The organism is Sphingomonas changbaiensis NBRC 104936 (genome assembly GCF_000974765.1).
GTDB classification, from domain to species: Bacteria; Pseudomonadota; Alphaproteobacteria; order Sphingomonadales; family Sphingomonadaceae; genus Sphingomonas_B; species Sphingomonas_B changbaiensis.
Window position 1 is genome coordinate 30236 of the sequence record NZ_BBWU01000010.1, and the last position, 19868, is coordinate 50103.

A 19868-nucleotide genomic window follows, 5' to 3' on the forward strand; every position below is an offset into this window, starting at 1 on the left:
GGCATCTGCTAAGATGCAGGTGAGGGGGAACGCATGATCCGCTGGCTTGCCGCACTGTTGGTGCTGATCGCCGCGCCTGCGGCCGCGCTCGATTCCGGCACGGCGTCCGGGCGCTACACCCGGGACGGCTTCTCGGTCGCGTTCGCCCATGCGGTCGCGCTTTCCTGCGACAATGCGGAAGGCCTGCTCGACGCGTCCGGCATTCGCGTGCTGCTGAGCGATGTGGAAGTTCCGGTGGACGCCATCCTTGGCCCGGTCGAGCCGCTTGCGCAAACAATGGCGCATGGAGGAAAATTAAGAGGCGTGATCCTCGAGTTCGATCCGGCCGATCGCACCGTCCTGCACGCGCAAGTGCTTGACGGCGGCGAAGCGGTGACCAGTCTCAATCTCGCCGATACCGAGGGCGTCTGGAAGGCGCTGACGATCGCGAACGGCCGCATTCGCGGCGCACTCGCCGGCGAAGAGCTGACCGCCGAGTTCGATGCGCCGATTGCGACCGATCCGGTCGTCGAGGAACTGAAGGGCACAGCAGCGACGGCGAGCCCGTTCGCGAAGCTGATCCAGACCCAGGCAGCCGAGCTTCAGGCCGGCGATTTCGCTGCCATGAAAGCGATCCTGACCGATCGCCGCTGGGCCGTGATCGACAAGCTCCCGCCCGAAGCGCGCACCGCTGCTCGCGCTCAGGCCGCAGAGCTCCGTGCCAATGCCGCCGCGATCGACCGCATCTTGATCCGCCGCACCACCGCGACCGCGCTCCACGGCAAGGATATCATGGGCCTGTTCCGCCGCGAGGGCGGGACGTGGAAGCTCGACTGAGCTACTGCCCAAACCCCGGTTCGCTCGCCCGCCGCACCGCCTCGCGCGCGGCAGCGAAGAGGGCGCCGGCCTTGGCCTCGCATTCGCGCTGTTCGTAGGCCGGGTCGCTATCGGCGACAATGCCGGCGCCGGCCTGGACGTGCATCGTGCCGTCCTTCACGACTGCGGTCCTGAGAACGATGCAGCTGTCCATCGATCCGTCGGGCGAGAAATAGCCGACGCCGCCGGCATAGGCGCCGCGTGTTTCCGGCTCCAGCTCCGCGATGATCTCGCAGGCGCGGACCTTGGGCGCGCCCGAAACGGTTCCGGCCGGGAAGCCGGCGAACAGCGCGTCCAGCGCGTCGCGGCCGTCGGGCAGGCGGCCGACCACGTTCGACACGATGTGCATCACATGGCTGTAGAACTCGACCGTGTAGCTGTCCGTCACGCGCACGCTGCCCGCTTCGGCGACCCGGCCGACATCGTTGCGGCCCAAATCGAGCAGCATTAGATGCTCGGCGCGCTCCTTCGGGTCGGCCAGGAGGGAGTCGCGGTTCTCCGCATCCTCGGCGGCCGTCTTGCCGCGGGGGCGGGTGCCGGCGATCGGCCGGATCGTGACCTCGCCGTCGCGCGCGCGGACCAGGATCTCGGGGCTGGAGCCGATCAGCGCAAAGCCCGGCAGGTCGAGGAAATAGAGGAACGGCGACGGGTTTATCCGCCTGAGCGCGCGATACAGGTCGAACGGCGGCAGCGGGAAGGGCGCGGTGAAGCGCTGGGCCAGCACGACCTGAAAGATGTCGCCGGCGAGGATATAGTCCTGCGCGCGGGCGACCATCTGCCGGTATTTGCCAGGCTCCAGCACCGGCGTGTGCTCCGGCGAAGGCCGGAGCAGTCCGAGCTGGGCTCCGGCCTTCGCCGGAGCACGAGAGAGAGGGCTTGCGAGCCGCGCCGCAGCCGCGTCGATCCGCTCCCACGCATCCGCAACCCGCCGCTCCGGATCGTCAGCCCCGGGCCACAGTGGCGCGACCAGGAACAATTCGTCCGCCAGCCGGTCGAACACCAGGATCAGGGTCGGCCGCACGAACAGCATGTCCGGCAGGTCGAGCGGATTGGCGGGCGGGCGCGGGAGCCGCTCGATCAGGCCGATCGTCTCATAGCCGAAATAGCCGACCAGGCATGCGAGCGCGCGCGGCAGCTCGGGCGGCACCTCGGCGCGGCAGCGCTCGACGAGGCCGCGGAGCGCGGCGACGGCGCCGCCTTCGACCGGTTCGCCGTTGATCTCTGCTGCATCGCCCTGGGCCCGGAAGATCAGGTCGGGCGCCAGTCCGATCAGGCTGTGACGCCCGCGGGTCTGGCCGCCTTCCACCGATTCCAGCAGGAAGTCGCCGCGGCCGGGCTCGACCAGCGCCAGCCCGGCGGAAACCGGCGTATCGGTATCGGCGATCTGGCGCCGCCAGACGAACGCCGCGCGGCCGGCGGCAAGCGTCGCGACGGCTTCGGCATCGTCGCTGCGGTCGCGGATCACCGGGCGGGCGCGCCGCCGACCAGCTCCGCCTTCAATCGGGCGACGGCGGCCGGGTTCAGTTCGACGCCGACCGCCTTGCGCGCTGCGGCGGCGAGCTGCTGGCCATATTCCTGGCCCAGCACCGGCGAGAATTGCGCGCGTGTCGCTTCGATCAGCTGCGGTTGGCTGCGCGCATCGCCGGCCACGATCCCGTCGAGCGTAACGACATACCAGCCGCTCTTGTCCGGCGCGGGAACGGCGCGCGCCTTGCCGCGGGTCAGCGTGAACAGTGCCACCATCTGCGGCTGCGGCTGCGCACCCTGGCGGAGAAGCTCGCCGCGACGGCCACTCAGCGAGGTCGCGGGCGGCAACGGCAGCCCCGCGCTGCCGGTCGCTTGGGCAAACGGGGTGCCGGCATTGATCTTGGCCGCGATCGCATCCGCTGCCTGCTGTGAGGCGGCCAGCGCGCGTTCGGAGGTCAGGTCGGCGACGACCTTGTCGTGGATCTGGGCAAGCGGCTGCGGCGTGGGCGGCACGATCCGGTCGGCCTTGACCAGCGCGAACACCTGGTTCGGGATGATCTGCTCGACCGTCGGATCGTCATTCGGGTCGGCGGCAAATCCCGCCTTCATCACGCCTGCGAGCTCCGGCGCGACGGGAGCAGTCGGCGCATCGGGGTTGCGGCCGTCGGGGAGCAGTGCCGGCGTGGTGACCGGCTGCAGCTTGTTCTTCGCGACGACCTCGTCGAAGGTCGATCCGTCGGCGATCGCATCCTCGATCTTCGCGACGGCATCGGCCATCGCCTCGTCGGCCTTCTGCTTCTTCAGCTGCTCGGTCAGTTCGCCGCGGACCTGGTCGAGCGTCTTGCCCGGGACGCTTGTGATCTTGTCGACGCGCGCGACATGCCACCCCAGGCCCGACCGCGCCGGCGCGGCAACCTTGCCTTGGGGGGTAGAGAAGACAGTGGCGGCGATGGCCGGCGAACTCGCCTCCGCATAGGCGTCGCGGGTCTGGTCGTTCAGCGTGACGGACTCGAGCCCCAGCGCGCGCGCCGCATCGGCCATCGACGTGCCGGACGAAACCTTTTCCGCCAGCGCGCGCGCGGCGGCTTCGTTCGGCAGGATGACCTGGGTGATCGTGCGCGTTTCCTTGGGCGCATAATCGGCCTTCTTGGCCTGATAAGCCTGCGCGATTTCCGCCTCGCTCGGCTGCGCGGCGGCTTCGAACGCGGGCCGGCTGAGCAGCGCATAGCGCACCACGCGCCGCTCTGGCGTCGTATAGCGTGCGATGTTCTTGCGATAATAGGCCTGGAGCTCGGCGTCGGTCGGCGGTGCGCCTTTCATCGCGGCGACGGGCACGAACTGGGCGCGGCCGCTGCGCTGTTCGAGAAGCATCGAGGCATAGGGCAACGTCAGCGTCGCGGGCGCAAGCGAGGCGCCGGTGACCGGCACCAGCAACTGCGACAGGTAGAGATCGCGGCCAAGATCGGCGCGCAGCTGCTTTTCGGACACCCGCTGGCGGGCAAGGAACGCCTCGAACGCGTTCTGGTCGAACTGGCCGTTCAAGCCACGAAAGGCCGGCGCGGCGACGATCTGCGCGTCCTCCATTTTTCGGCTGACGCCGAAGCCCTGCTGCTTGGCGAACTGCTCGAGCGCCGCCCCGTCCGCCATCTGCTGCAGCACCTGATCGACGCCGCCTTCCCGCACAAATTGCGGCATGGTGAGCTCGGGCCGGTCCTGCCGGGCATTGTCGAGCGCGCGCTGCACGCGCTGCTGCAGCTCGACATAACCGATCTGCTCGCGCCCGACCTTCGCGACCATATCGCCGCCGACGCTGCCGTTGATGCCAAGGCCGCGAATGTCGGCAGCGGCAAAGCCGAGCGCGATCGCCGCGACGAACACGCCGAGGGCGGCGATGCCGATTTTCGAATTCGTCAGGCGGCGAAAGGCGTCGAGCATTGCAGGTCCAGATCAATCAGGGAAAGCGGTGCTTTAGAAGCGCCTTGCGGAGCCGACAAGCTTGCGCGTGCGCCGAAGCTTCCTCTAACCGGCGCGGATTGGGCGAGAGGGAGTGACATGACGCGACGCAAGCTGGTGGCCGGCAATTGGAAGATGCACGGAAGCCTGGCGCAATTGGCCGAGCTGGACGCGATCGCCGCGGCGGCGCGGGCGAACCCGGCGGTGGATGTCGCGATCTGTCCGCCGTTCACGCTGATCGGCGCCGCCGCCGCGCGTGGCGATCTCGCGATCGGCGCGCAGGACTGCCATCAGAATCTGAAAGGCGCGCACACCGGCTGCGTCTCTGCGGAGATGCTAAAGGAATCGGGCGCGCGCCTTGTGATCGTGGGGCACAGCGAACGACGCACCGATCAGCGCGAGACCAATGAGGAAGTCTGCGCGAAGGCGCGCGCCGTGATCGCCGTCGGCCTGATCGCGATCGTCTGCGTCGGCGAGACGGAGGCCGAACGCGATGCCGGCCAGGCGGTCGCGGTCGTCGAAGCCCAGCTTCAAGGCTCGATCCCGGCAGGCGCCAGGGCCGCGGAGCTGGTGGTCGCCTATGAACCGGTCTGGGCGATCGGCACCGGCCGCACGCCGACCGCCGCAGATGTTGCCGCAATGCACGCTGCGATCCGCGCCAAGCTCGGCGGCCTGCTCGGGGCGGAGGCAGACGGCGTTCGCATTCTTTATGGCGGCTCCGTCAAACCGTCGAACGCGGCCGAGCTGATGGCGGTCGCCAATGTCGACGGCGCGCTGGTCGGCGGCGCCAGCCTGACGGCGGCCGATTTCGTGCCGATCATCGAAGCGGCGGCGTCGGTCTAGACCAGTTTACTGTCCGGTCGGAGCCGCCTCGGCCGGTGCCTCGGCGCTGCCCGAATTGACGCCTTCGATGCGGTTGACCATGCCGCCCAGATAATTGCCGAACGTCGCGCCCCGCTGGAAGGCGACGGGAACGATCCGGTCGGCCGGCAGGGCGGCGGGCAGAGGCGCGTCGTTTTGGCTCCGTGGCCGGAACGATACGCGCGACGGGGCGACCGGACGCGATTTGGCGAACGGTCCCGCGAGCGCCGCGCCGAATACGCTGCCGAACGTGGCCGGCTTCGGTTCCTCTCCCTTCGGCCAATCGGGTTCCGCCGAAATGATGCCGAGATCGGTGACGGTGCCGGCCTTTGCCTCGAAGGTATAGGAGCCGAGCGAAAAGGATGTGTTGGCCCAGCCCATCACCACATAGGTGTCGGGCTCCACCTCGTGCAGATACAGCAGCGACGTTTCTGTCTTTGCCACCGGGCGATTCTGGAACGGTTCGATCGCACCCCGCTTGTCCGCCACAGGGTTCGCGGCCGCTTTGCCCAGCCCGCGAATGTCGCCCAGGGCCGGATCGTAGCGGCCGAGCGACAATCCACCCATCTGCGGCAGATATTTCGCGGAAAACGGCACGCCGGCCATCGGGTTCGGCACGCGCTTGTATTCGACAAGGACATAGGCCTTTGCGGGGTTGAGCGCGGCGGGAACCGTCTTGAGAGCGACGGCGTGGGCCGCGCACGGAGCGGTCAGCAGCGCAACGGCGATCAGGCGTGATGGACTGTTCATCGTGGAAGCACGTCTCCCAGAGGGTCAGGCCGGGTGGCCAGGTCGAACAAACGAGCCAGCTTTTGGTCGTCGCTCAAATCTTTGAGTGCGCGCAGCGTCGTCTTGGGCGCGGTGACGCGGCGATAGCCCTTGTCCGCCATGCAGGTGCGCATGACGCTGCCGATCATCGCCCGCCGTTCCCGCGACGCCATCATTCCGGCGAAGAAGCCGCCGGCTGCGGCGGCATAGGGATTGGCGGAATAGGGTGCCTGCGGCCGCACCGAGACCCCGCCGGCCAGCTCGACGCATCTGCCCAGATCGGCCGCGAAGGATTCTCGGTCAACGGCCGGTTTATGGAAGTAAAAGGCCGGCTCGGCCGATGCCGCCGCGACGGGCAGTACGGCAGCCAAGACACCCGCAATTGTCTTCAGAAACCGCAATGACTTAGCCCCCCGTTCAAACGCGAGGATGATCGCATCATCGTCGGTTTGCAAGACGCGAGGGCGGCTTCATTCTCGCGTGAAGGGCAACAGGGCTTCGAGAGTCCCGATCGGCGGCTTGTCAGGCAAGCTGACGCCGTTCCGCGCCAGGAAGGCGTGCTTCACGATTTCGGCCTGCTGCTCCAATCCGTAGCGCTCGAACGGCCGCCCGGGCACAAGGCTGTATCCGTAGCGGCAGAACGGGTGCCGCATTAGCGGCAGATACCAGCGCCCGCGAACCTGCGCCTGCCACACGTGCGTCATCTCGTGGATGAACAGCCCCTGGGCGCCCAGGCCCTGTGCGGTGAAGTCGTCGCAATAAAGGCTGCCCTGCGGGTGAAGCCAGATATGGCCGTCGGGCGCCATCGCGACGCGCTTTGGCTGAAACGGCCACCATGTCGCGGCGTGGATGCGGACGCGGTCATAGTCGATCGCGGTTCCGAACATCGAGGCGGCAAGGGCGCGCTCGTCGGACGTGAGCGGGCGGCCCTTGTCCCTCATTCGTCATGCCGGTGACGGGCGCAGGTCACTTCGCGGACGGAGCCGCATCGCCGGCCGCGATCAGCGGGGCATCCGCCTGAATGCGTTCGCCGTTCGAGAAGGCGAAGGTCAGCGTGATCGACTTGGGCGGCTTCAGGCCCGGATTGATCTTCCACAGCATCACGTGCAGCCCGCCGGGCTCGAATTTGACGATGCTGTGCGCCGGGATCGTCACGCTCATCACCCGCTTCATCGACGCCATGTCGCCGGACTTCATGCTCTCGTGCATTTCGGTGCGGATCGCGACGTCGGTCAAGACGTCGATCAGCTTCACGTCCTTGTCGCCGCCATGGACAGTAAAATAGGCGGCTGACGGGTTATCCGGTACGGGCGAGTAGCGGACGTACGCATCCGTAACGTTCAGCTGCGCCTTCTTCGCGCAGCCGGTAAGTGCGACGGCGGACAGTGCGGTCAGGCCAAGCAGGGCGATGCGTGTCATAAGCGGGAGCCTCCACAGGGGAACCGGCCATTTCTCTACGATTTGCCCGTCCTTGCGACAAGGACAAGCCGCCCTATATCGCCTCCGTAACGCGGGTGGCCGCCGTTTCGGGGCTGCTCTGAACAATATCGAGCATAGGGGCACATAGAGGAAAAATGGCCAAAGTTATCGGGATCGATCTCGGCACCACCAACAGCTGCGTCGCCGTAATGGAGGGCGGAAAGCCCAAAGTTATCGAAAATGCCGAGGGCGCGCGCACCACGCCGTCCGTCGTCGCCTTCACCAAGGATGGCGAGCGGCTGATCGGTCAGCCGGCCAAGCGCCAGGCGGTCACCAATCCCGACAATACGATTTTCGCGGTGAAGCGCCTGATCGGCCGCCGCTTCGATGATCCGATCACGAAGAAGGACACCGAGCTGGTGCCCTATCACATCGTGAAGGGTTCGAACGGCGACGCGTGGGTCCAGGCGGGCGGCAACGATTATTCGCCGTCGCAGATTTCGGCCTTTATTCTGCAGAAGATGAAGGAAACCGCCGAACAGTATCTCGGCGAAACCGTCACCCAGGCGGTGATCACCGTTCCCGCATACTTCAACGACGCGCAGCGTCAGGCGACCAAGGATGCCGGCCAGATCGCCGGTCTTGAAGTGCTGCGCATCATCAACGAGCCGACCGCGGCTGCGCTCGCCTATGGGCTTGAGAAGCAGGACGGCAAGACGATCGCGGTCTACGACCTTGGCGGCGGCACGTTCGACATCTCGATCCTCGAGATCGGCGACGGCGTGTTCGAGGTGAAGTCGACCAACGGCGATACGTTCCTCGGCGGCGAGGACTTCGACGCCAAGCTGGTCGAGTATTTGGCCGACAAGTTCAAGGCGAAGGAGGGCATGGACCTCAAGAACGATCGCCTTGCCTTGCAGCGGCTGAAGGAAGCGGCCGAAAAGGCGAAGATCGAGCTGTCCTCGGCGCAGACGACCGAGATCAACCTGCCCTTCATCACCGCGCGCATGGAAGGCGGCCAGACAACGCCGCTGCATTTGGTCGAGACGATCACCCGCGCCGATCTGGAGCGGCTGGTCGAGCCGCTGATCCAGCGCTCGATCGAGCCGGTGAAGAAGGCGCTGGCCGATGCCGGCATGAAGGCGTCCGACATTGCCGAAGTGGTGCTGGTCGGCGGCATGACCCGCATGCCGAAGGTCCGCGAGGTCGTGAAGAACTTCTTCGGCAAGGAGCCGCACACCGGCGTCAACCCGGACGAAGTCGTGGCGATGGGCGCAGCGATCCAGGCCGGCGTGCTGCAGGGCGACGTCAAGGACGTGCTGCTGCTCGACGTCACCCCGCTGAGCCTGGGCATCGAGACGCTGGGCGGCGTGTTCACCCGGATGATCGACCGCAACACGACGATCCCGACCAAGAAGACGCAGACCTATTCGACTGCCGACGACAACCAGCAGGCGGTGACGATCCGCGTGTTCCAGGGCGAGCGCGAAATGGCGGCGGACAACAAGCTGCTCGGCCAGTTCGACCTGGTCGGCATTCCGCCGGCGCCGCGCGGCGTGCCGCAGATCGAGGTCACGTTCGACATCGACGCGAACGGCATCGTCAACGTGTCGGCGCGCGACAAGGGCACCGGCAAGGAACAGCAGATCCGCATTCAGGCCTCGGGCGGCCTCAGCGATTCCGACATCGACCAGATGGTAAAGGATGCCGAGCGCTTCGCCGAAGAGGACAAGAAGCGGCGTGCCGCGGCCGAGGCGAAGAACAACGCCGAATCGCTGATCCACACCACCGAGCGCCAGCTCGCCGAGCATGGCGACAAGGTCGACTCGTCGGTGAAGGGTGAAATCGAAAGCGCGCTCGCCGAAGCCAAGTCGGCAGTCGAAAGCGGCGATGCCGATCAGATGTCTGAAAAAACCCAGGCGCTCGCCCAGGCGGCAATGAAGCTCGGCCAGGCCATCTACGAGAAGGAACAGGCCGCGGCTGCCTCGCCGGGCGCGGAAGCTCCGGAAGGCGCCGCTGCGGACGATGATGTGGTCGACGCCGAGTTCTCGGAAGTGGACGAGAACAAGGGCTGATTGCGTTGAAACGCTTCTCGACTTCGCTCGAAGCGAACGGCTCTAGGGTTCACCCACGTCCGTTCGTATCGAGCGAAGTCGAGATACGCATGCTCCCGGGGTCAGCATGAGCACCGAAGTTGATTATTACGAGCTGCTGGGGGTCGAGCGGACCGCCGACGGGGCGACGATCAAGTCCGCCTACCGTAAGCTCGCGATGCAATATCACCCGGACAAGAATGGCGGGTGCAAGGACAACGAAGCCAGGTTCAAGGCCATCAACGAAGCCTATGAGTGCCTGAAGGATCCGCAGAAGCGGGCGGCCTATGACCGGTTCGGTCACGCCGCATTCCAGGGGGGTGGCGGCGGCTTTCACCAGGCCGGCGCCGGCTTCGAAGGCTTTGCCGATATTTTCGAGAGCATCTTCGGCATGGGCGGCCGCCAGGGCCCGCGCGGGCCGCAGCGCGGCGCCGACCTGCGCTATGATCTCGAGATCAGCCTGGAAGACGCGTTCCACGGCAAGTCGACCGAAGTCACGATCGACGTTTCGGCCCAGTGCGGCGCCTGCGCCGGGACCGGCGCCAAGGCTGGCGCTGGCGTGCGCGCCTGCAACACCTGCGGCGGCATGGGCAAGGTCCGCGCGCAGCAGGGCTTTTTCGTCGTTGAACGGACCTGCCCGACCTGCCACGGCGTGGGCGAAGTGATCGCCGACCCGTGCGGCGTCTGCTATGGCGAGGGCCGGGTCGACAAGCAGAAGACGCTGTCGGTCACGATCCCGCCGGGCGTCGATGAAGGCACTCGCATCCGCCTGACCGGCGAGGGCGAGTGCGGCCCGCGCGGCGCGCCCTGCGGCGACCTCTATATCTTCCTGCATGTGGCGCGACACGCGATTTTCGAGCGGGAAGGCACGACTCTCTATTGCCGCTGCCCGATCAGCTTCACGACTGCAGCGCTGGGCGGCTCGATCGAGGTCCCCGGCCTGGACAAGCAGCGCCACGAGATCCGCATCCCGGCGGGCATCCAGTCCGGCAAGCAGCTTCGCCAGCGCGGGGCCGGCATGCCGGTCCTGAACGGCCGCGGCACCGGCGACCTGGTCGTGCAGATCGAAGTCGAGACCCCGACCAAGCTGTCGTCGAAACAGAAGCAGTTGCTGGAGGAATTCCGCGCCACCGAAACCGGCGACGAATGCCCGCAGAGCCGCGGCTTCTTCGAAAAGCTGAAGAGTGCCATCGGCGGCTGAGCTGCACATTCGCGACGCACGCGACAGCGATCGCGTCGCGATCGGGCGTGTCCTGCGCGAAGCTTTCGGTCAGGACGGTGAAGCCCGGCTGGTCGAGGCGGTACGTGCTGACGGCGATGCCGTCATTGAACTCGTCGCCGCGGATGGCAGCGCGATCACCGGCCATGTGCTGCTGTCGCGGATACGCGCGCCGTTCCGGGCGCTCGGTCTCGCGCCCTTGGCAGTCGCGCCCGCCCGCGAGCGCGAGGGGATCGGCGCCGCACTGGTGCGCACTGCGATCGAGCGGGCGCGGGTTGCGGAATGGGACGGCATCTTCCTGCTCGGCGAACCGGCCTATTACGCGCGATTTGGTTTCAGAGCTGATGCTGCGCGTGCTTTCGAAAGCCCCTATGCTGGCTCCCATTTCATGCTGCTGCCGCTCTTGTCGCCACTGCCTGCCGCTTCCGGAGCCGTCGAATATCCGGCGGCGTTCAGCCTGCTATGAGGTAGCCCCGAAGACCCGTCCGAAGATCGTGTCGACGTGCTTCAGGTGATAGCCCAGGTCGAACCTGTCGGCGATCTCGTCGGCTGACAGATAATGCGTCACGTCGGGGTCGGCCTTGAGCAGCTCCTCGAGCGACAAGGCGCCGTCCGACTCCCACACCTTCATCGCGTTGCGCTGGACGAGCTTGTAGGCGTCCTCGCGGCTCGCGCCGGCCTGGGTCAGCGCCAGCAGCACGCGCTGTGAGTGGATCAGGCCGCCCATCCGGTTGATGTTCTTCATCATCCGCTCAGGGTAGACGAGCAATTTGTCGACGACGCCGGTCAGGCGGGCGAGGGCGAAGTCGAGCGTCACGGTCGCGTCCGGGCCGATATAGCGCTCGACCGACGAATGGCTGATGTCGCGCTCATGCCACAGCGCGACATTCTCCAGCGCCGGCGTCACATAGCCGCGCACCATCCGCGCAAGACCGGTCAGGTTTTCCGTCAGCACCGGGTTGCGCTTGTGGGGCATCGCCGACGAGCCCTTCTGGCCCGGCGAGAAATATTCCTCCGCCTCCAGCACCTCGGTGCGCTGCAGGTGGCGGACTTCGATCGCCAACCGCTCGATCGACGAGGCGATCACGCCCAGCGTCGCGAAGAACATCGCGTGGCGGTCGCGCGGGATCACCTGGGTGGAGACCGGCTCGGGCGTCAGGCCCATCTTCTCGGCGACATAGGCTTCGACGCGCGGATCGATATTGGCGAACGTGCCGACGGCCCCTGAAATCGCGCAGGTCGCAACGTCGGCGCGCGCGGACAGCAGCCGGGCACGGTTGCGGCTGAACTCGGCATAGGCTTCGGCGAGCTTAAGCCCGAACGTCACCGGCTCGGCATGAATACCGTGGCTGCGGCCGATCGTGGGCGTCAGCTTATGCTCGAACGCGCGGCGCTTCAGCACCGCCAGCAACGCGTCGATATCGGCGATCAGGATATCGGCCGCGCGGGCAAGCTGCACCGCCAGGCAGGTGTCGAGCACGTCGGAGCTGGTCATGCCCTGGTGCAGGAACCGCGCCTCGGGGCCTGTCCGCTCCGACACGTGCGTCAGGAACGCGATCACGTCGTGCTTCGTCTCGGCCTCGATCGCATCGATGCGGGCGATATCGAACGGAGGCGCGTTCCGATGCGCGTCCCAGACTTTCGCCGCCGCATCCTTCGGAACGATGCCCAGCTCCGCCATCGCATCGAGCGCATGTGCCTCGATCTCGAACCAGATCTGGAAACGGGTCTCGGGCGCCCAGATCGAGACCATCTCGGGGCGCGAATAGCGGGGGATCATGCGGCTGCTCTGTGTGGGGCGTTTACGACGAGGCGGGCGATAGCAGGGACAAGCAGGGGCCGCAAACGATGGTCTTGCGGAACGAAGGGAACCATATGGCTGTTGACGTTCAGCTAAAACAGGGTGAGCGTTTTCAATGGCTTAACGCCAAGTGAACGACGGAAAGACGAAGGAGTTCCGATGCTTAAGAGCCTTATGCTGATGAGCGCGGTTGCGATCGCTGCTCCGGCGCTGGCGCAAACCGCTGCGCCTGCTTCCACCAACACCGCCCAGCCTGCGGCCGCAGCGACGCCGTCGACGGCCGCGCAGCAGCCGACCACCGCCGCCACGCCGGCGGCGACAGCGACGCCGCAGGCTGCCGCAACCGCTGCTCCGACGACGGCGGCCGCGCCGGCGGCGCAACCGGCCAACTCGGCGGATGCGGTCGCGGCCGTCGTTTCGGCCGACTGGTCGAAATATGATGCTGACGGTGACGGCAGCCTGTCCAAGGCCGAGTTCGGCGCCTGGATGACTGCGCTTCGCGATCAGAATCCGGCGCAGAAGGCGGCCGTCAAGGACGCCGAAGCCTGGACCACCGCGGCATTCGCGATGGCCGACAAGGACAAGAGCGGCACCGTCAACAAGGACGAGCTGGCGGGTTTCCTGAAGGGCTGAGCCTCAGGCGACGCGAAGACGAAAAGGGCGGCCGCTGGCCGCCCTTTTCATATCCGGCGCAGCCCGCTCAGCTCGTCCAGGCCGAGCATCAGGTTCAGGTTCTGCACCGCGGCACCCGCTGCGCCCTTGCCGAGATTGTCGAGCACCGCGACCAGCCGGGCCTGGCCGGTGCGCTCATTCCCGAACACGAACAGCTCCAGCGCATCGGTGCCGGCGAGCCGTTCGATCTTGACCAGCGCCGTTGCGTCCGCCTCCTCTGCGCTGGCGACGCGCACCAGCGGCCGCCCGGCATAGGCCTCGGCAAGAGCGGCCCGGATTTCTGCCAGCGGCGGTGCGATCGGCAGGGGAACCTCCACGGTCATGCCGCGATAGGTGTGCGCGACGGCGGGAGCGAACAGCGGCGGCCGGGCGAGCCCGGCATGCGCCTGCATCTCGGCGATGTGCTTGTGGGCCAGGCCGAGCGCGTAGAGCCGGAACGCCGTGTCAGTAGCCCCCGCCGCGTGCGGGTCCTCGAACGCCGCGATCATCGCCTTGCCCCCGCCCGAATAGCCGGATGTGGCGTTAACGGTCAGTGGGGTCGCCGGATCAAGCAGCCCCGCGCGCACCAGCGGTCGGACCAGCGCAAGAAAGCCGGTCGGGTAGCAGCCGGGGTTCGACACCCGCCTTGCTCCCGCGATCCGCGCCGCGCCGTCAGGTTCGAGCTCGGGAAAACCGTAGGCCCAGCCCTCCGCGACCCTGTGTGCGGTGGACGCGTCGATCACGCGCGTGCGCGGGTTGTCGATCAGCGTCACGGCCTCCCGGGCCGCGTCGTCGGGCAGGCAGAGGATCACGGCATCCGCGTCGTTCAGCGCTTCGCCGCGTGCGATTGGGTCCTTGCGTCGAGCCTCCTCCAGGCGGATCAGCTGCAGGTCGGTGCGGCCCGCGAGCCGCTCGGCAATCTCAAGGCCGGTCGTGCCGGCGCCGCCGTCGATGAACACTTGTGCTGTCATATCATTATCCGCCGCTTCGCGATCGGCTCGCCCAGTCGCGCAACAATGTCGGCAAGCGGCTCGACGGCCGTTCGCATCCAGTGCCCGTTGGCGTGAATCGCCGTGTCGGGCCCGGTCATCATAATCACGTGGTCATCCCAGAACAGCAGGTCGCCCCGGCAGGGTTCGCCTGTCGCCGGACCGCCGGCGGTCATCTGCTGATCGCTGTCGCGCGGCAGATCGATTCCGGCCAGTCCGAAAGCGATTTGGACCAGCCCCGAACAGTCGATCCCGCCAACGCCGCGCCCGCCCCACAGATAGGGTGCGCCGACCAGTCTTTCCGCTGCCACGACGGCGTCTGCGACCGACTCAGTTATGGGCCGAAGCTGCTGCGTTGGCACATAGCCGTCGTCTGCTACGAGGAACGCGCCTTCGACATGGCCCGCCAGGCGGCTGCCCATCGGCAGAACGGCGGTGATCGCAGCGCGGCTCGACGGCTCCGCAAACAGCAGGGCGGCCGGGCCATCGACGACATGGGTCGGCTGGCCGGCTTCGACCAGCGCGTCGGCGCGGACGTAGCCGACATACTTGTCATGCTCGCTGAAACCCCAGGCCCAGTCGCCGGCCTGCTCCAGCACGGCAAAGCCTTCGCCCGGCAGCAATTGACTGATCCGTGCGCCCTTGTTGTCGGCCGAGAGGATATCGGTGCCCTGGATCCCGCAGCTCTTCGGCTCCGGAACAGCGTAATGCGGTGCGAACCACTGGCCGGCGACGGCCACGTCGGCCAGGTCGCGGCGTGCCGCGTGCTGGCGGTGATCGAGCGCCCGTGACGGGCCGGTGAGGGCGAAGCGCCGCCGCTCAGGCGTGCACGGCTTCGCGGGACTCGGCGCGGTGACTGCGCTTTTCGCCGCCTTGGCCGCCGCCGCCGCTGCCGATGAGCGCTTTGAAATGCTCAAGGAAATCCGCCCCTTCTCGCGTCGGTGCGACGAAGATGTTGCGGCGGTCCGCATCGTCGCGCTGGCGGCGCAGATAGCCGAGCGCGCCAAGCCTGTTCAAGGCGCGGGTGACGACCGGCTTTGAAACATTCAGCGCCTTGGCAAGGCCGCGCACCGTGTGTGGACCGGGTTTCAGATAGACCAGCAAAAGCAGCGCCATTTGCCGGTTGGTGAGATCGGGGTCGCCGGAACGAACATAGGCAAGCAATGTTCGCATCCAGCTCTGCAGGCCGTTTTCCGCCACGGACACTCTCCTCCGCCATCTGCGCATCGGCCGAGGGCGATCCGGATGGCTTCACGTCTTGCCCTCCCGAACGCGTGGGCGTGACGTCGGTTTCGCGAGAGTATCGAAATTAGGTCGAAGAGACGGGCGCGTAGCGTGTGCGGAGCATCGCCCAGGCGGCGCGAAGCCCCAATGCCTCGCCCCCTTTCGGCCGCCCCGGCTTGGCCGCGGGGCGCCAGGCGAAGGTATCGAGATGCGCCCAGGGCGTGGCGGCGTCGACGAAATGTTGCAGGAACAAGGCAGCCGTCACCGATCCCGCCATGCCGCCTTCGGGCGCGTTGTCGATGTCGGCGATGTCGGATCGCAGCATCTCGTCATAGCCGGCCCAGAGCGGCATTCGCCAGAGCGGGTCGGCCTCCGCGGTGCCGGCCTCGAGCAGGTCGGCCGCAAGTCTGTCGTCGTTGGCGAAGGTCGCGGGCAGGTCGGGGCCGAGCGCGACCCGAGCGGCGCCGGTCAGCGTCGCGAAGTCGACCATCAGCGCGGGGCTTTCCTCTGCCGCCCGGGCAAGCGCGTCTGCCAGAATGAGCCGCCCTTCCGCATCGGTATTGCTGACCTCGACAGTCAGTCCCTTGCGGCTTCGGAGCACGTCGCCCGGACGGATCGCGTTGGCAGAAATCGCATTCTCGACGGCGGGAATCAGCAGATGGAGCCGCACGGGCAAGCGCGCGCCCATGATGAGCTTCGCGAGCGCCAGCGCGTGCGCGGCACCGCCCATATCCTTTTTCATCAGCCGCATGCCGGATGCGGGCTTGATGTCGAGGCCGCCGGTGTCGAAGCATACGCCCTTGCCGATGACCGCCACCCGCGGATGGGCAGGGTTGCCCCATTCGAGCTCGATCAGCCGCGGCGACCGTTCCCGCGCGGCGGCACGACCGACCGCGTGAACCAGCGGATAGCCGTCTTCCAGCGCGTCCCCTGTCGTCGCAGTGACGGTCGCGCCGAAAGCGGCCGCCACGTGCTCGACCGCCTGCTGAAGCTCGGCCGGACCCATATCCTCGGTCGGGGTGTTGACGAGATCGCGGACCAGCGCGACCGCCTCGGCGATGTGAACGGCTTCGTCGATACGGGCGGCGTCCCCGGTCAGCAGTACACGCGGGCCGGCGGCGATCTCAGCCTTTTTGTACCGGTCGAATCGGTGTTGCGCGAGCAGCCAGCCGAGCAGCGCGCCGCTGGGGCTTCCCTCCAGCCGATAGCTGCCTTCGGGCAGGCTCTCGGCCGCCTTGGCGAGGCACCAGGGGCCGAGCGCGTCGGCTTTTTCGACGCCGACCGCAACCGACCAGTCCTCGGCGCCGTCGCCGGGCAGCACGGCAAGCTCCCCCGGCTTGGCCGCGAAGCGCTGGGCAGCAGCGGCCGTCTTGGCGCGCGGCGGCAGGCTCTTCAGCCAGTCCTCAAGCCCCTGTTTATCGACGGGAACGATCGCGTGCGCGCTCTGGCCGCGATCGGGCTGCACGAGAGAGGCTAAAGCGTTCACTAACTGCATTCCGAAAGAGGGACCTTAATCGCTCCTCGCATATTGATGCTGTGATCGCAAAAGCGATCTCGCGAAGGATCTCGTATGCTGGTGCGGTTCGGATCGGCACTTGCGATGGGCCTGGCTTCCCTTGACCCTGTCGCCGCGGCTGCGGTGGGGCCGAGCCTCACTTTGGACGTCTCCAGCAACGATCGCGTGGGCCTCCATGTCTCGGAGACGGCCGGCGGTCGTTCGGCATCGGCCGCGCTGGGCATGTGGAGCGACGACGGCGCGCTTGAACTCGGCGGATTCCAGGATCGCACCGACCCGGCGATCGCCCGCGCCGCCGAGCTGGTTTCCGGCAAGGCGATGCAGTCCCGCGGGGTGCGCCTCAGCGGTTCCCTGTATCAGGCAGGCCCGGACGCGCCGGGCTGGTCCGTGGGTGTCGAGGCGCGCCAGCAATGGACGACCGACATCGGCGCGGCGCTGAGCGGTTCGTGGCGAACCGCCAGCGACTCGCGCCTGTCGGTCAGCGGCAGGCTGAGATTCTAAGCATCCGTCAGTGCGTGCCTTCCATCGCGTGCTTCAGTTCGCTGACGCGGTCATGGCCGCGCCGCACTGATTCATAGCATTGCTGGACGGTATTGCGGCATTCCGGCGACAGGTCGCCGCTGTTCAGCGCGTCCTCGAATTTGCCTTTGATGTAATCCTCGCCGCGTTCGACCTCGTTGATGATGGCCTTGTCGTCGCGTCCGGTGATCGCCGACTTCAGATCGACCCAGCCGCGATGCATCGCCGCCGCGGTCGAGCCGTCGTCCTCGGGATTGCCACCCATCCGCGACACTTCGGCCTGCAGCTTGGGAACGACCTGCTGTCGGTCCTGCGCCAGTTCGCGGAACATGCTCTTGAAGCGCTCGCTCTCGACCGCCTCGGCCGATTCCTGATAGCCGTTGACGCTGTCGATCGTCGTCTTGATCAGCGAGTTGAGCGTCGAGATGTCCTTGTCCGATCCAATCATCATTGCCTCCAGTTGGTGTCGGGACGAGAACGCGCCGGACGGCAAATGGGTGCGGGAGTTTCGATGACCGGGTATGTGGCGCTGTTGAGAGCCGTGAATGTCGGGGGCACCGGCAAGCTGCCGATGACGGAGCTGAAGGCCATGTGCGAAGCGGCCGGCTTCGGCCAGGTTCGCACCTATATCGCCAGCGGCAACGTGGTCTTCGATGCAAGCGGCGATGAGGCGCAGGTGCAGGCCGCGCTTGAGGCGAAGCTGGAGGCCTATGCCGGCAAGAAGGTCGGCGTGCTGGTCCGGACGCCGGCCGAGATGAAGGCGGTGCTGGCCGGCAATCCCTTCCCGGACAAGGCGCCGAACCGCACGGTCGCGATCTTCCTCGATACGGCGCCGCCGCCGGATGCGCTCGACAAGATCAGCGGCCAAAACGGAGAGGAATTGCGGCTGGGCCGCCGCGAAATCTACGTCCACTATGGCGAGGGAATGGCGGATTCGAAACTGAAGATCCCCGCCGCCGCGGCAGGCACTGCCCGCAACATGAACACGATCGCCAAGCTGGCGGCGGTGGCGGACGATCTCGGTCGTTCCAGCGCCGGGGCATGATGGGCCGCATCACATCGATGAGATCGACAATGAAGCGCCTGGTCGCGCTGTTTCTCCTGTTTCTGGCGGCTTGTTCGCAGCAGGCGATGATCGACCGCATCGCCAGCCGGGACGAGCAGGCCCAGGTTCTCACGATCGCTCAGGAACTGCGCGATGGCCGGTCGAGTGACATAGAAGCGGAAGTTCAGCCGCAGCTGCGATCGGAGGTTCCGGAGACGATCGAGCAGATCAGGCGCATGCTGGCCGTCGTGCCCGGCCCGTTTTCGATCGACTCGGTCAACTCTGTCTCGGCCACAAACCGCCCCACGACCAAGACTTTCCTGCTTCACGCCGGAGCGGGAGACCACTGGGCCGTGATCGACATCACGTTGCAAGGGGTGCCGGGCACTATGGAGCTTGCCGGTTTCCACGTTCAGCGAGTTACGGCAGACCCGACCCTCAATCAGTTCCGCTGGGCCGACCGGGGCGTATTCGGATACATCTGGCTCGCGATCATGGCGGCATGCCCGCTGACGTGCCTCTGGGCAGTGGTATTGATCTGGCGTCGACGTTGGCTTGATCATCGCTGGCTTTGGACGATCGGCAGCTTGCTTGGCTATGTCGGATTCGGCCTGAATTGGGCGACCGGCGCTTGGGCCATCCTGTTCGTCAATGTCTCAGTTCTTGGCGCTCAGGCCCTGAAGATGGGCCCCTATGGGCCGTGGCTGCTGAACTTCGGCATACCGGTTGTGGCGATCATCGTGATCGTACGCTGGTATCGGCGGGGGAAAACCTCACTCATCCAGGGCTAGGCCGGTACTCCGGTAACGGGCGCCCCGCGCTGAGCGGAGCGCCCGCGGCGGTTCAGGCCAACACGGTCCGGCTGGAACGGCGGCGGAGCGTGCCGCCGATCGCGCCGAAGCCGACGATCATCATCGCCCAGGTTGCCGCTTCCGGCACGGACGTGATGGTGAAAATGCCCGTGCTGGCGGTCACGTTGATATCGGTGCCGCCGATCGTGAACGGCGTCGCGCCGAGCAGAGAAGCGTTGATCGACACCTGGTTCGGGCCGATGTTCGTCAGGCTGGTGAAATCGAGGGCAAAGCCCGCGACCGGGCCAAAGCTCGGGAGGACAAACAACAGCGCCGGGCCGCTCGCGCCCGGAAAGGACGGAAGCAGGCCGATCTGCAGATCGGGCAGCGCGAAGTCGACCACGCCGAATGCCGGCAGGCCGAGCTTCACGTCGGTATAATTGAACACCGGGATCGGTGCCGACGGATCGGCGTCGAGCTGGCCGGAGACGGACAGCGCGGTGTCGAACGGCGTGCCGCCGGCCGTGCCGGCGACATTCCCGTCATAGCTTAGCGTGGCGACGGCGGCCTGGGCTGCCGCGGGAACCATCGCGACGGCGAAAGCCGCGGCGACGTAAGCAACGAGTTTCTTGAGCACCATTAACCCCTTATGATTATGAATTGATTGGCCCGAGGCGCTCATATCGCCTTCGTTCCG

General features: G+C 66.8%; 22 protein-coding genes. 9 read left to right on the forward strand and 13 right to left on the reverse strand.

Annotation, left to right across the window (positions count from 1 at the left end; all coding sequences use genetic code 11):
• Positions 1–33 precede the first annotated feature (33 nt).
• Positions 34–816: a hypothetical protein gene (locus tag SCH01S_RS01870; protein WP_046347078.1), complete on the forward strand. Its 783-nt coding sequence runs from the start codon at positions 34–36 to the stop codon at positions 814–816.
• A 1-nt stretch (position 817) separates the two neighbouring features.
• Here SCH01S_RS01870 and SCH01S_RS01875 read toward each other — a convergent pair whose 3' ends face one another.
• Together SCH01S_RS01875 and SCH01S_RS01880 are read right to left on the reverse strand one after the other, a co-directional pair.
• On the reverse strand, positions 818–2320 hold the full coding sequence (locus SCH01S_RS01875; RefSeq protein WP_245612131.1) for an anthranilate synthase component I family protein: 1503 nt from the start codon (positions 2318–2320) through the stop codon (positions 818–820).
• Entirely contained in the window at positions 2317–4257 is a 1941-nt protein-coding gene (locus SCH01S_RS01880; RefSeq protein ID WP_046347079.1) for a peptidylprolyl isomerase, read from the reverse strand. Before SCH01S_RS01880 ends, SCH01S_RS01875 begins: the two co-directional genes overlap by 4 nt.
• Positions 4258–4374: 117 nt before the next feature.
• On the opposite strand from SCH01S_RS01880, the gene tpiA reads away from it, so the two are divergent.
• The gene (gene tpiA, locus SCH01S_RS01885) at positions 4375–5118 is read left to right on the forward strand and encodes a triose-phosphate isomerase (RefSeq protein ID WP_046347080.1); all 744 of its coding nucleotides are present in this window, start codon (positions 4375–4377) and stop codon (positions 5116–5118) included.
• A gap of 6 nt (positions 5119–5124) precedes the next feature.
• Here tpiA and SCH01S_RS01890 read toward each other — a convergent pair whose 3' ends face one another.
• From SCH01S_RS01890 to SCH01S_RS01905, 4 genes are read right to left on the reverse strand one after another with little or no spacing between them, the layout of a single operon-like run.
• Complete coding sequence (locus tag SCH01S_RS01890; protein WP_046347081.1) at positions 5125–5886, reverse strand: hypothetical protein; 762 nt, start codon at positions 5884–5886, stop codon at positions 5125–5127.
• Positions 5883–6359, reverse strand: a complete 477-nt coding sequence (locus SCH01S_RS01895) for a hypothetical protein (RefSeq protein WP_157032764.1) — start codon at positions 6357–6359, stop codon at positions 5883–5885. The genes SCH01S_RS01890 and SCH01S_RS01895 overlap by 4 nt, the downstream gene beginning before the upstream one ends.
• Before the next feature lie 15 nt (positions 6360–6374).
• Positions 6375–6845, reverse strand: coding sequence for a hypothetical protein (locus SCH01S_RS01900; RefSeq protein ID WP_046347083.1), 471 nt, complete (start codon positions 6843–6845; stop codon positions 6375–6377).
• A 25-nt stretch (positions 6846–6870) separates the two neighbouring features.
• The gene (locus SCH01S_RS01905) at positions 6871–7323 is read right to left on the reverse strand and encodes a copper chaperone PCu(A)C (RefSeq protein WP_046347084.1); all 453 of its coding nucleotides are present in this window, start codon (positions 7321–7323) and stop codon (positions 6871–6873) included.
• A gap of 155 nt (positions 7324–7478) precedes the next feature.
• Between SCH01S_RS01905 and dnaK the strand changes: the two genes are divergently transcribed.
• From dnaK to SCH01S_RS01920, 3 genes are all read left to right on the forward strand, one after another.
• On the forward strand, positions 7479–9398 hold the full coding sequence (gene dnaK / locus SCH01S_RS01910) for a molecular chaperone DnaK (protein ID WP_046347085.1): 1920 nt from the start codon (positions 7479–7481) through the stop codon (positions 9396–9398).
• Between the two features lie 106 nt (positions 9399–9504).
• Entirely contained in the window at positions 9505–10617 is a 1113-nt protein-coding gene (gene dnaJ, locus SCH01S_RS01915; protein ID WP_046347086.1) for a molecular chaperone DnaJ, read from the forward strand.
• Positions 10601–11101, forward strand: a complete 501-nt coding sequence (locus tag SCH01S_RS01920) for a GNAT family N-acetyltransferase (RefSeq protein ID WP_245612132.1) — start codon at positions 10601–10603, stop codon at positions 11099–11101. The genes dnaJ and SCH01S_RS01920 overlap by 17 nt, the downstream gene beginning before the upstream one ends.
• On the opposite strand, the gene purB is transcribed toward SCH01S_RS01920, so the two are convergent.
• Positions 11096–12415 (reverse strand): adenylosuccinate lyase, encoded by a 1320-nt coding sequence (gene purB / locus SCH01S_RS01925; RefSeq protein ID WP_046347087.1) that lies wholly within the window; start codon positions 12413–12415, stop codon positions 11096–11098. The two genes, SCH01S_RS01920 and purB, sit on opposite strands and share 6 nt — an antisense overlap.
• A 180-nt stretch (positions 12416–12595) precedes the next feature.
• Here purB and SCH01S_RS01930 point away from each other — a divergent pair, with 180 nt between their 5' ends.
• Positions 12596–13069, forward strand: coding sequence for an EF-hand domain-containing protein (locus tag SCH01S_RS01930; RefSeq protein WP_046347088.1), 474 nt, complete (start codon positions 12596–12598; stop codon positions 13067–13069).
• 47 nt (positions 13070–13116) lie between these two features.
• Here SCH01S_RS01930 and argC read toward each other — a convergent pair whose 3' ends face one another.
• The 4 genes from argC to SCH01S_RS01950 all read right to left on the reverse strand — a co-directional run bounded on the left by argC (position 13117) and on the right by SCH01S_RS01950 (position 16786).
• Positions 13117–14058 (reverse strand): N-acetyl-gamma-glutamyl-phosphate reductase, encoded by a 942-nt coding sequence (gene argC, locus SCH01S_RS01935; protein ID WP_046347089.1) that lies wholly within the window; start codon positions 14056–14058, stop codon positions 13117–13119.
• Positions 14055–14993 carry a C40 family peptidase gene (locus SCH01S_RS01940; RefSeq protein ID WP_046347090.1) on the reverse strand — a complete coding sequence of 313 codons (939 nt, stop codon included), beginning with the start codon at positions 14991–14993 and terminating at the stop codon, positions 14055–14057. The genes argC and SCH01S_RS01940 overlap by 4 nt, the downstream gene beginning before the upstream one ends.
• Entirely contained in the window at positions 14896–15249 is a 354-nt protein-coding gene (locus tag SCH01S_RS01945; RefSeq protein ID WP_046347123.1) for a MarR family transcriptional regulator, read from the reverse strand. The genes SCH01S_RS01940 and SCH01S_RS01945 overlap by 98 nt, the downstream gene beginning before the upstream one ends.
• A 136-nt stretch (positions 15250–15385) precedes the next feature.
• Entirely contained in the window at positions 15386–16786 is a 1401-nt protein-coding gene (locus SCH01S_RS01950; protein ID WP_157032766.1) for a leucyl aminopeptidase family protein, read from the reverse strand.
• An 84-nt stretch (positions 16787–16870) separates the two neighbouring features.
• On the opposite strand from SCH01S_RS01950, the gene SCH01S_RS01955 reads away from it, so the two are divergent.
• Complete coding sequence (locus SCH01S_RS01955; protein WP_046347092.1) at positions 16871–17317, forward strand: hypothetical protein; 447 nt, start codon at positions 16871–16873, stop codon at positions 17315–17317.
• A gap of 7 nt (positions 17318–17324) precedes the next feature.
• Here SCH01S_RS01955 and SCH01S_RS01960 read toward each other — a convergent pair whose 3' ends face one another.
• Positions 17325–17786 carry a ferritin-like domain-containing protein gene (locus tag SCH01S_RS01960; protein ID WP_245612133.1) on the reverse strand — a complete coding sequence of 154 codons (462 nt, stop codon included), beginning with the start codon at positions 17784–17786 and terminating at the stop codon, positions 17325–17327.
• Between the two features lie 60 nt (positions 17787–17846).
• Here SCH01S_RS01960 and SCH01S_RS01965 point away from each other — a divergent pair, with 60 nt between their 5' ends.
• The gene (locus tag SCH01S_RS01965; protein WP_046347093.1) at positions 17847–18380 is read left to right on the forward strand and encodes a DUF1697 domain-containing protein; all 534 of its coding nucleotides are present in this window, start codon (positions 17847–17849) and stop codon (positions 18378–18380) included.
• Positions 18381–18409: 29 nt separating this feature from the next.
• Entirely contained in the window at positions 18410–19171 is a 762-nt protein-coding gene (locus SCH01S_RS01970; RefSeq protein ID WP_157032767.1) for a hypothetical protein, read from the forward strand.
• Between the two features lie 52 nt (positions 19172–19223).
• Here SCH01S_RS01970 and SCH01S_RS01975 read toward each other — a convergent pair whose 3' ends face one another.
• Entirely contained in the window at positions 19224–19811 is a 588-nt protein-coding gene (locus SCH01S_RS01975) for a PEPxxWA-CTERM sorting domain-containing protein (protein ID WP_046347095.1), read from the reverse strand.
• Positions 19812–19868: the final 57 nt, after the last annotated feature.

Excerpts from the sequence above, each read along its gene's own strand:
- tpiA (WP_046347080.1), top strand. The coding sequence starts at position 4,375 with ATGACGCGACGCAAGCTGGTGGCCGGCAATTGGAAGATGCACGGAAGC.
- SCH01S_RS01975 (WP_046347095.1), bottom strand. The coding sequence starts at position 19,811 with ATGGTGCTCAAGAAACTCGTTGCTTACGTCGCCGCGGCTTTCGCCGTC.
- purB (WP_046347087.1), bottom strand. The coding sequence starts at position 12,415 with ATGATCCCCCGCTATTCGCGCCCCGAGATGGTCTCGATCTGGGCGCCC.
- SCH01S_RS01955 (WP_046347092.1), top strand. The coding sequence starts at position 16,871 with ATGCTGGTGCGGTTCGGATCGGCACTTGCGATGGGCCTGGCTTCCCTT.
- SCH01S_RS01970 (WP_157032767.1), top strand. The coding sequence starts at position 18,410 with ATGAAGCGCCTGGTCGCGCTGTTTCTCCTGTTTCTGGCGGCTTGTTCG.
- SCH01S_RS01930 (WP_046347088.1), top strand. The coding sequence starts at position 12,596 with ATGCTTAAGAGCCTTATGCTGATGAGCGCGGTTGCGATCGCTGCTCCG.
- dnaK (WP_046347085.1), top strand. The coding sequence starts at position 7,479 with ATGGCCAAAGTTATCGGGATCGATCTCGGCACCACCAACAGCTGCGTC.
- argC (WP_046347089.1), bottom strand. The coding sequence starts at position 14,058 with ATGACAGCACAAGTGTTCATCGACGGCGGCGCCGGCACGACCGGCCTT.
- SCH01S_RS01880 (WP_046347079.1), bottom strand. The coding sequence starts at position 4,257 with ATGCTCGACGCCTTTCGCCGCCTGACGAATTCGAAAATCGGCATCGCC.
- SCH01S_RS01945 (WP_046347123.1), bottom strand. The coding sequence starts at position 15,249 with ATGCGAACATTGCTTGCCTATGTTCGTTCCGGCGACCCCGATCTCACC.
- SCH01S_RS01960 (WP_245612133.1), bottom strand. The coding sequence starts at position 17,786 with ATGATGATTGGATCGGACAAGGACATCTCGACGCTCAACTCGCTGATC.
- SCH01S_RS01905 (WP_046347084.1), bottom strand. The coding sequence starts at position 7,323 with ATGACACGCATCGCCCTGCTTGGCCTGACCGCACTGTCCGCCGTCGCA.
- dnaJ (WP_046347086.1), top strand. The coding sequence starts at position 9,505 with ATGAGCACCGAAGTTGATTATTACGAGCTGCTGGGGGTCGAGCGGACC.
- SCH01S_RS01965 (WP_046347093.1), top strand. The coding sequence starts at position 17,847 with ATGACCGGGTATGTGGCGCTGTTGAGAGCCGTGAATGTCGGGGGCACC.
- SCH01S_RS01870 (WP_046347078.1), top strand. The coding sequence starts at position 34 with ATGATCCGCTGGCTTGCCGCACTGTTGGTGCTGATCGCCGCGCCTGCG.
- SCH01S_RS01900 (WP_046347083.1), bottom strand. The coding sequence starts at position 6,845 with ATGAGGGACAAGGGCCGCCCGCTCACGTCCGACGAGCGCGCCCTTGCC.
- SCH01S_RS01890 (WP_046347081.1), bottom strand. The coding sequence starts at position 5,886 with ATGAACAGTCCATCACGCCTGATCGCCGTTGCGCTGCTGACCGCTCCG.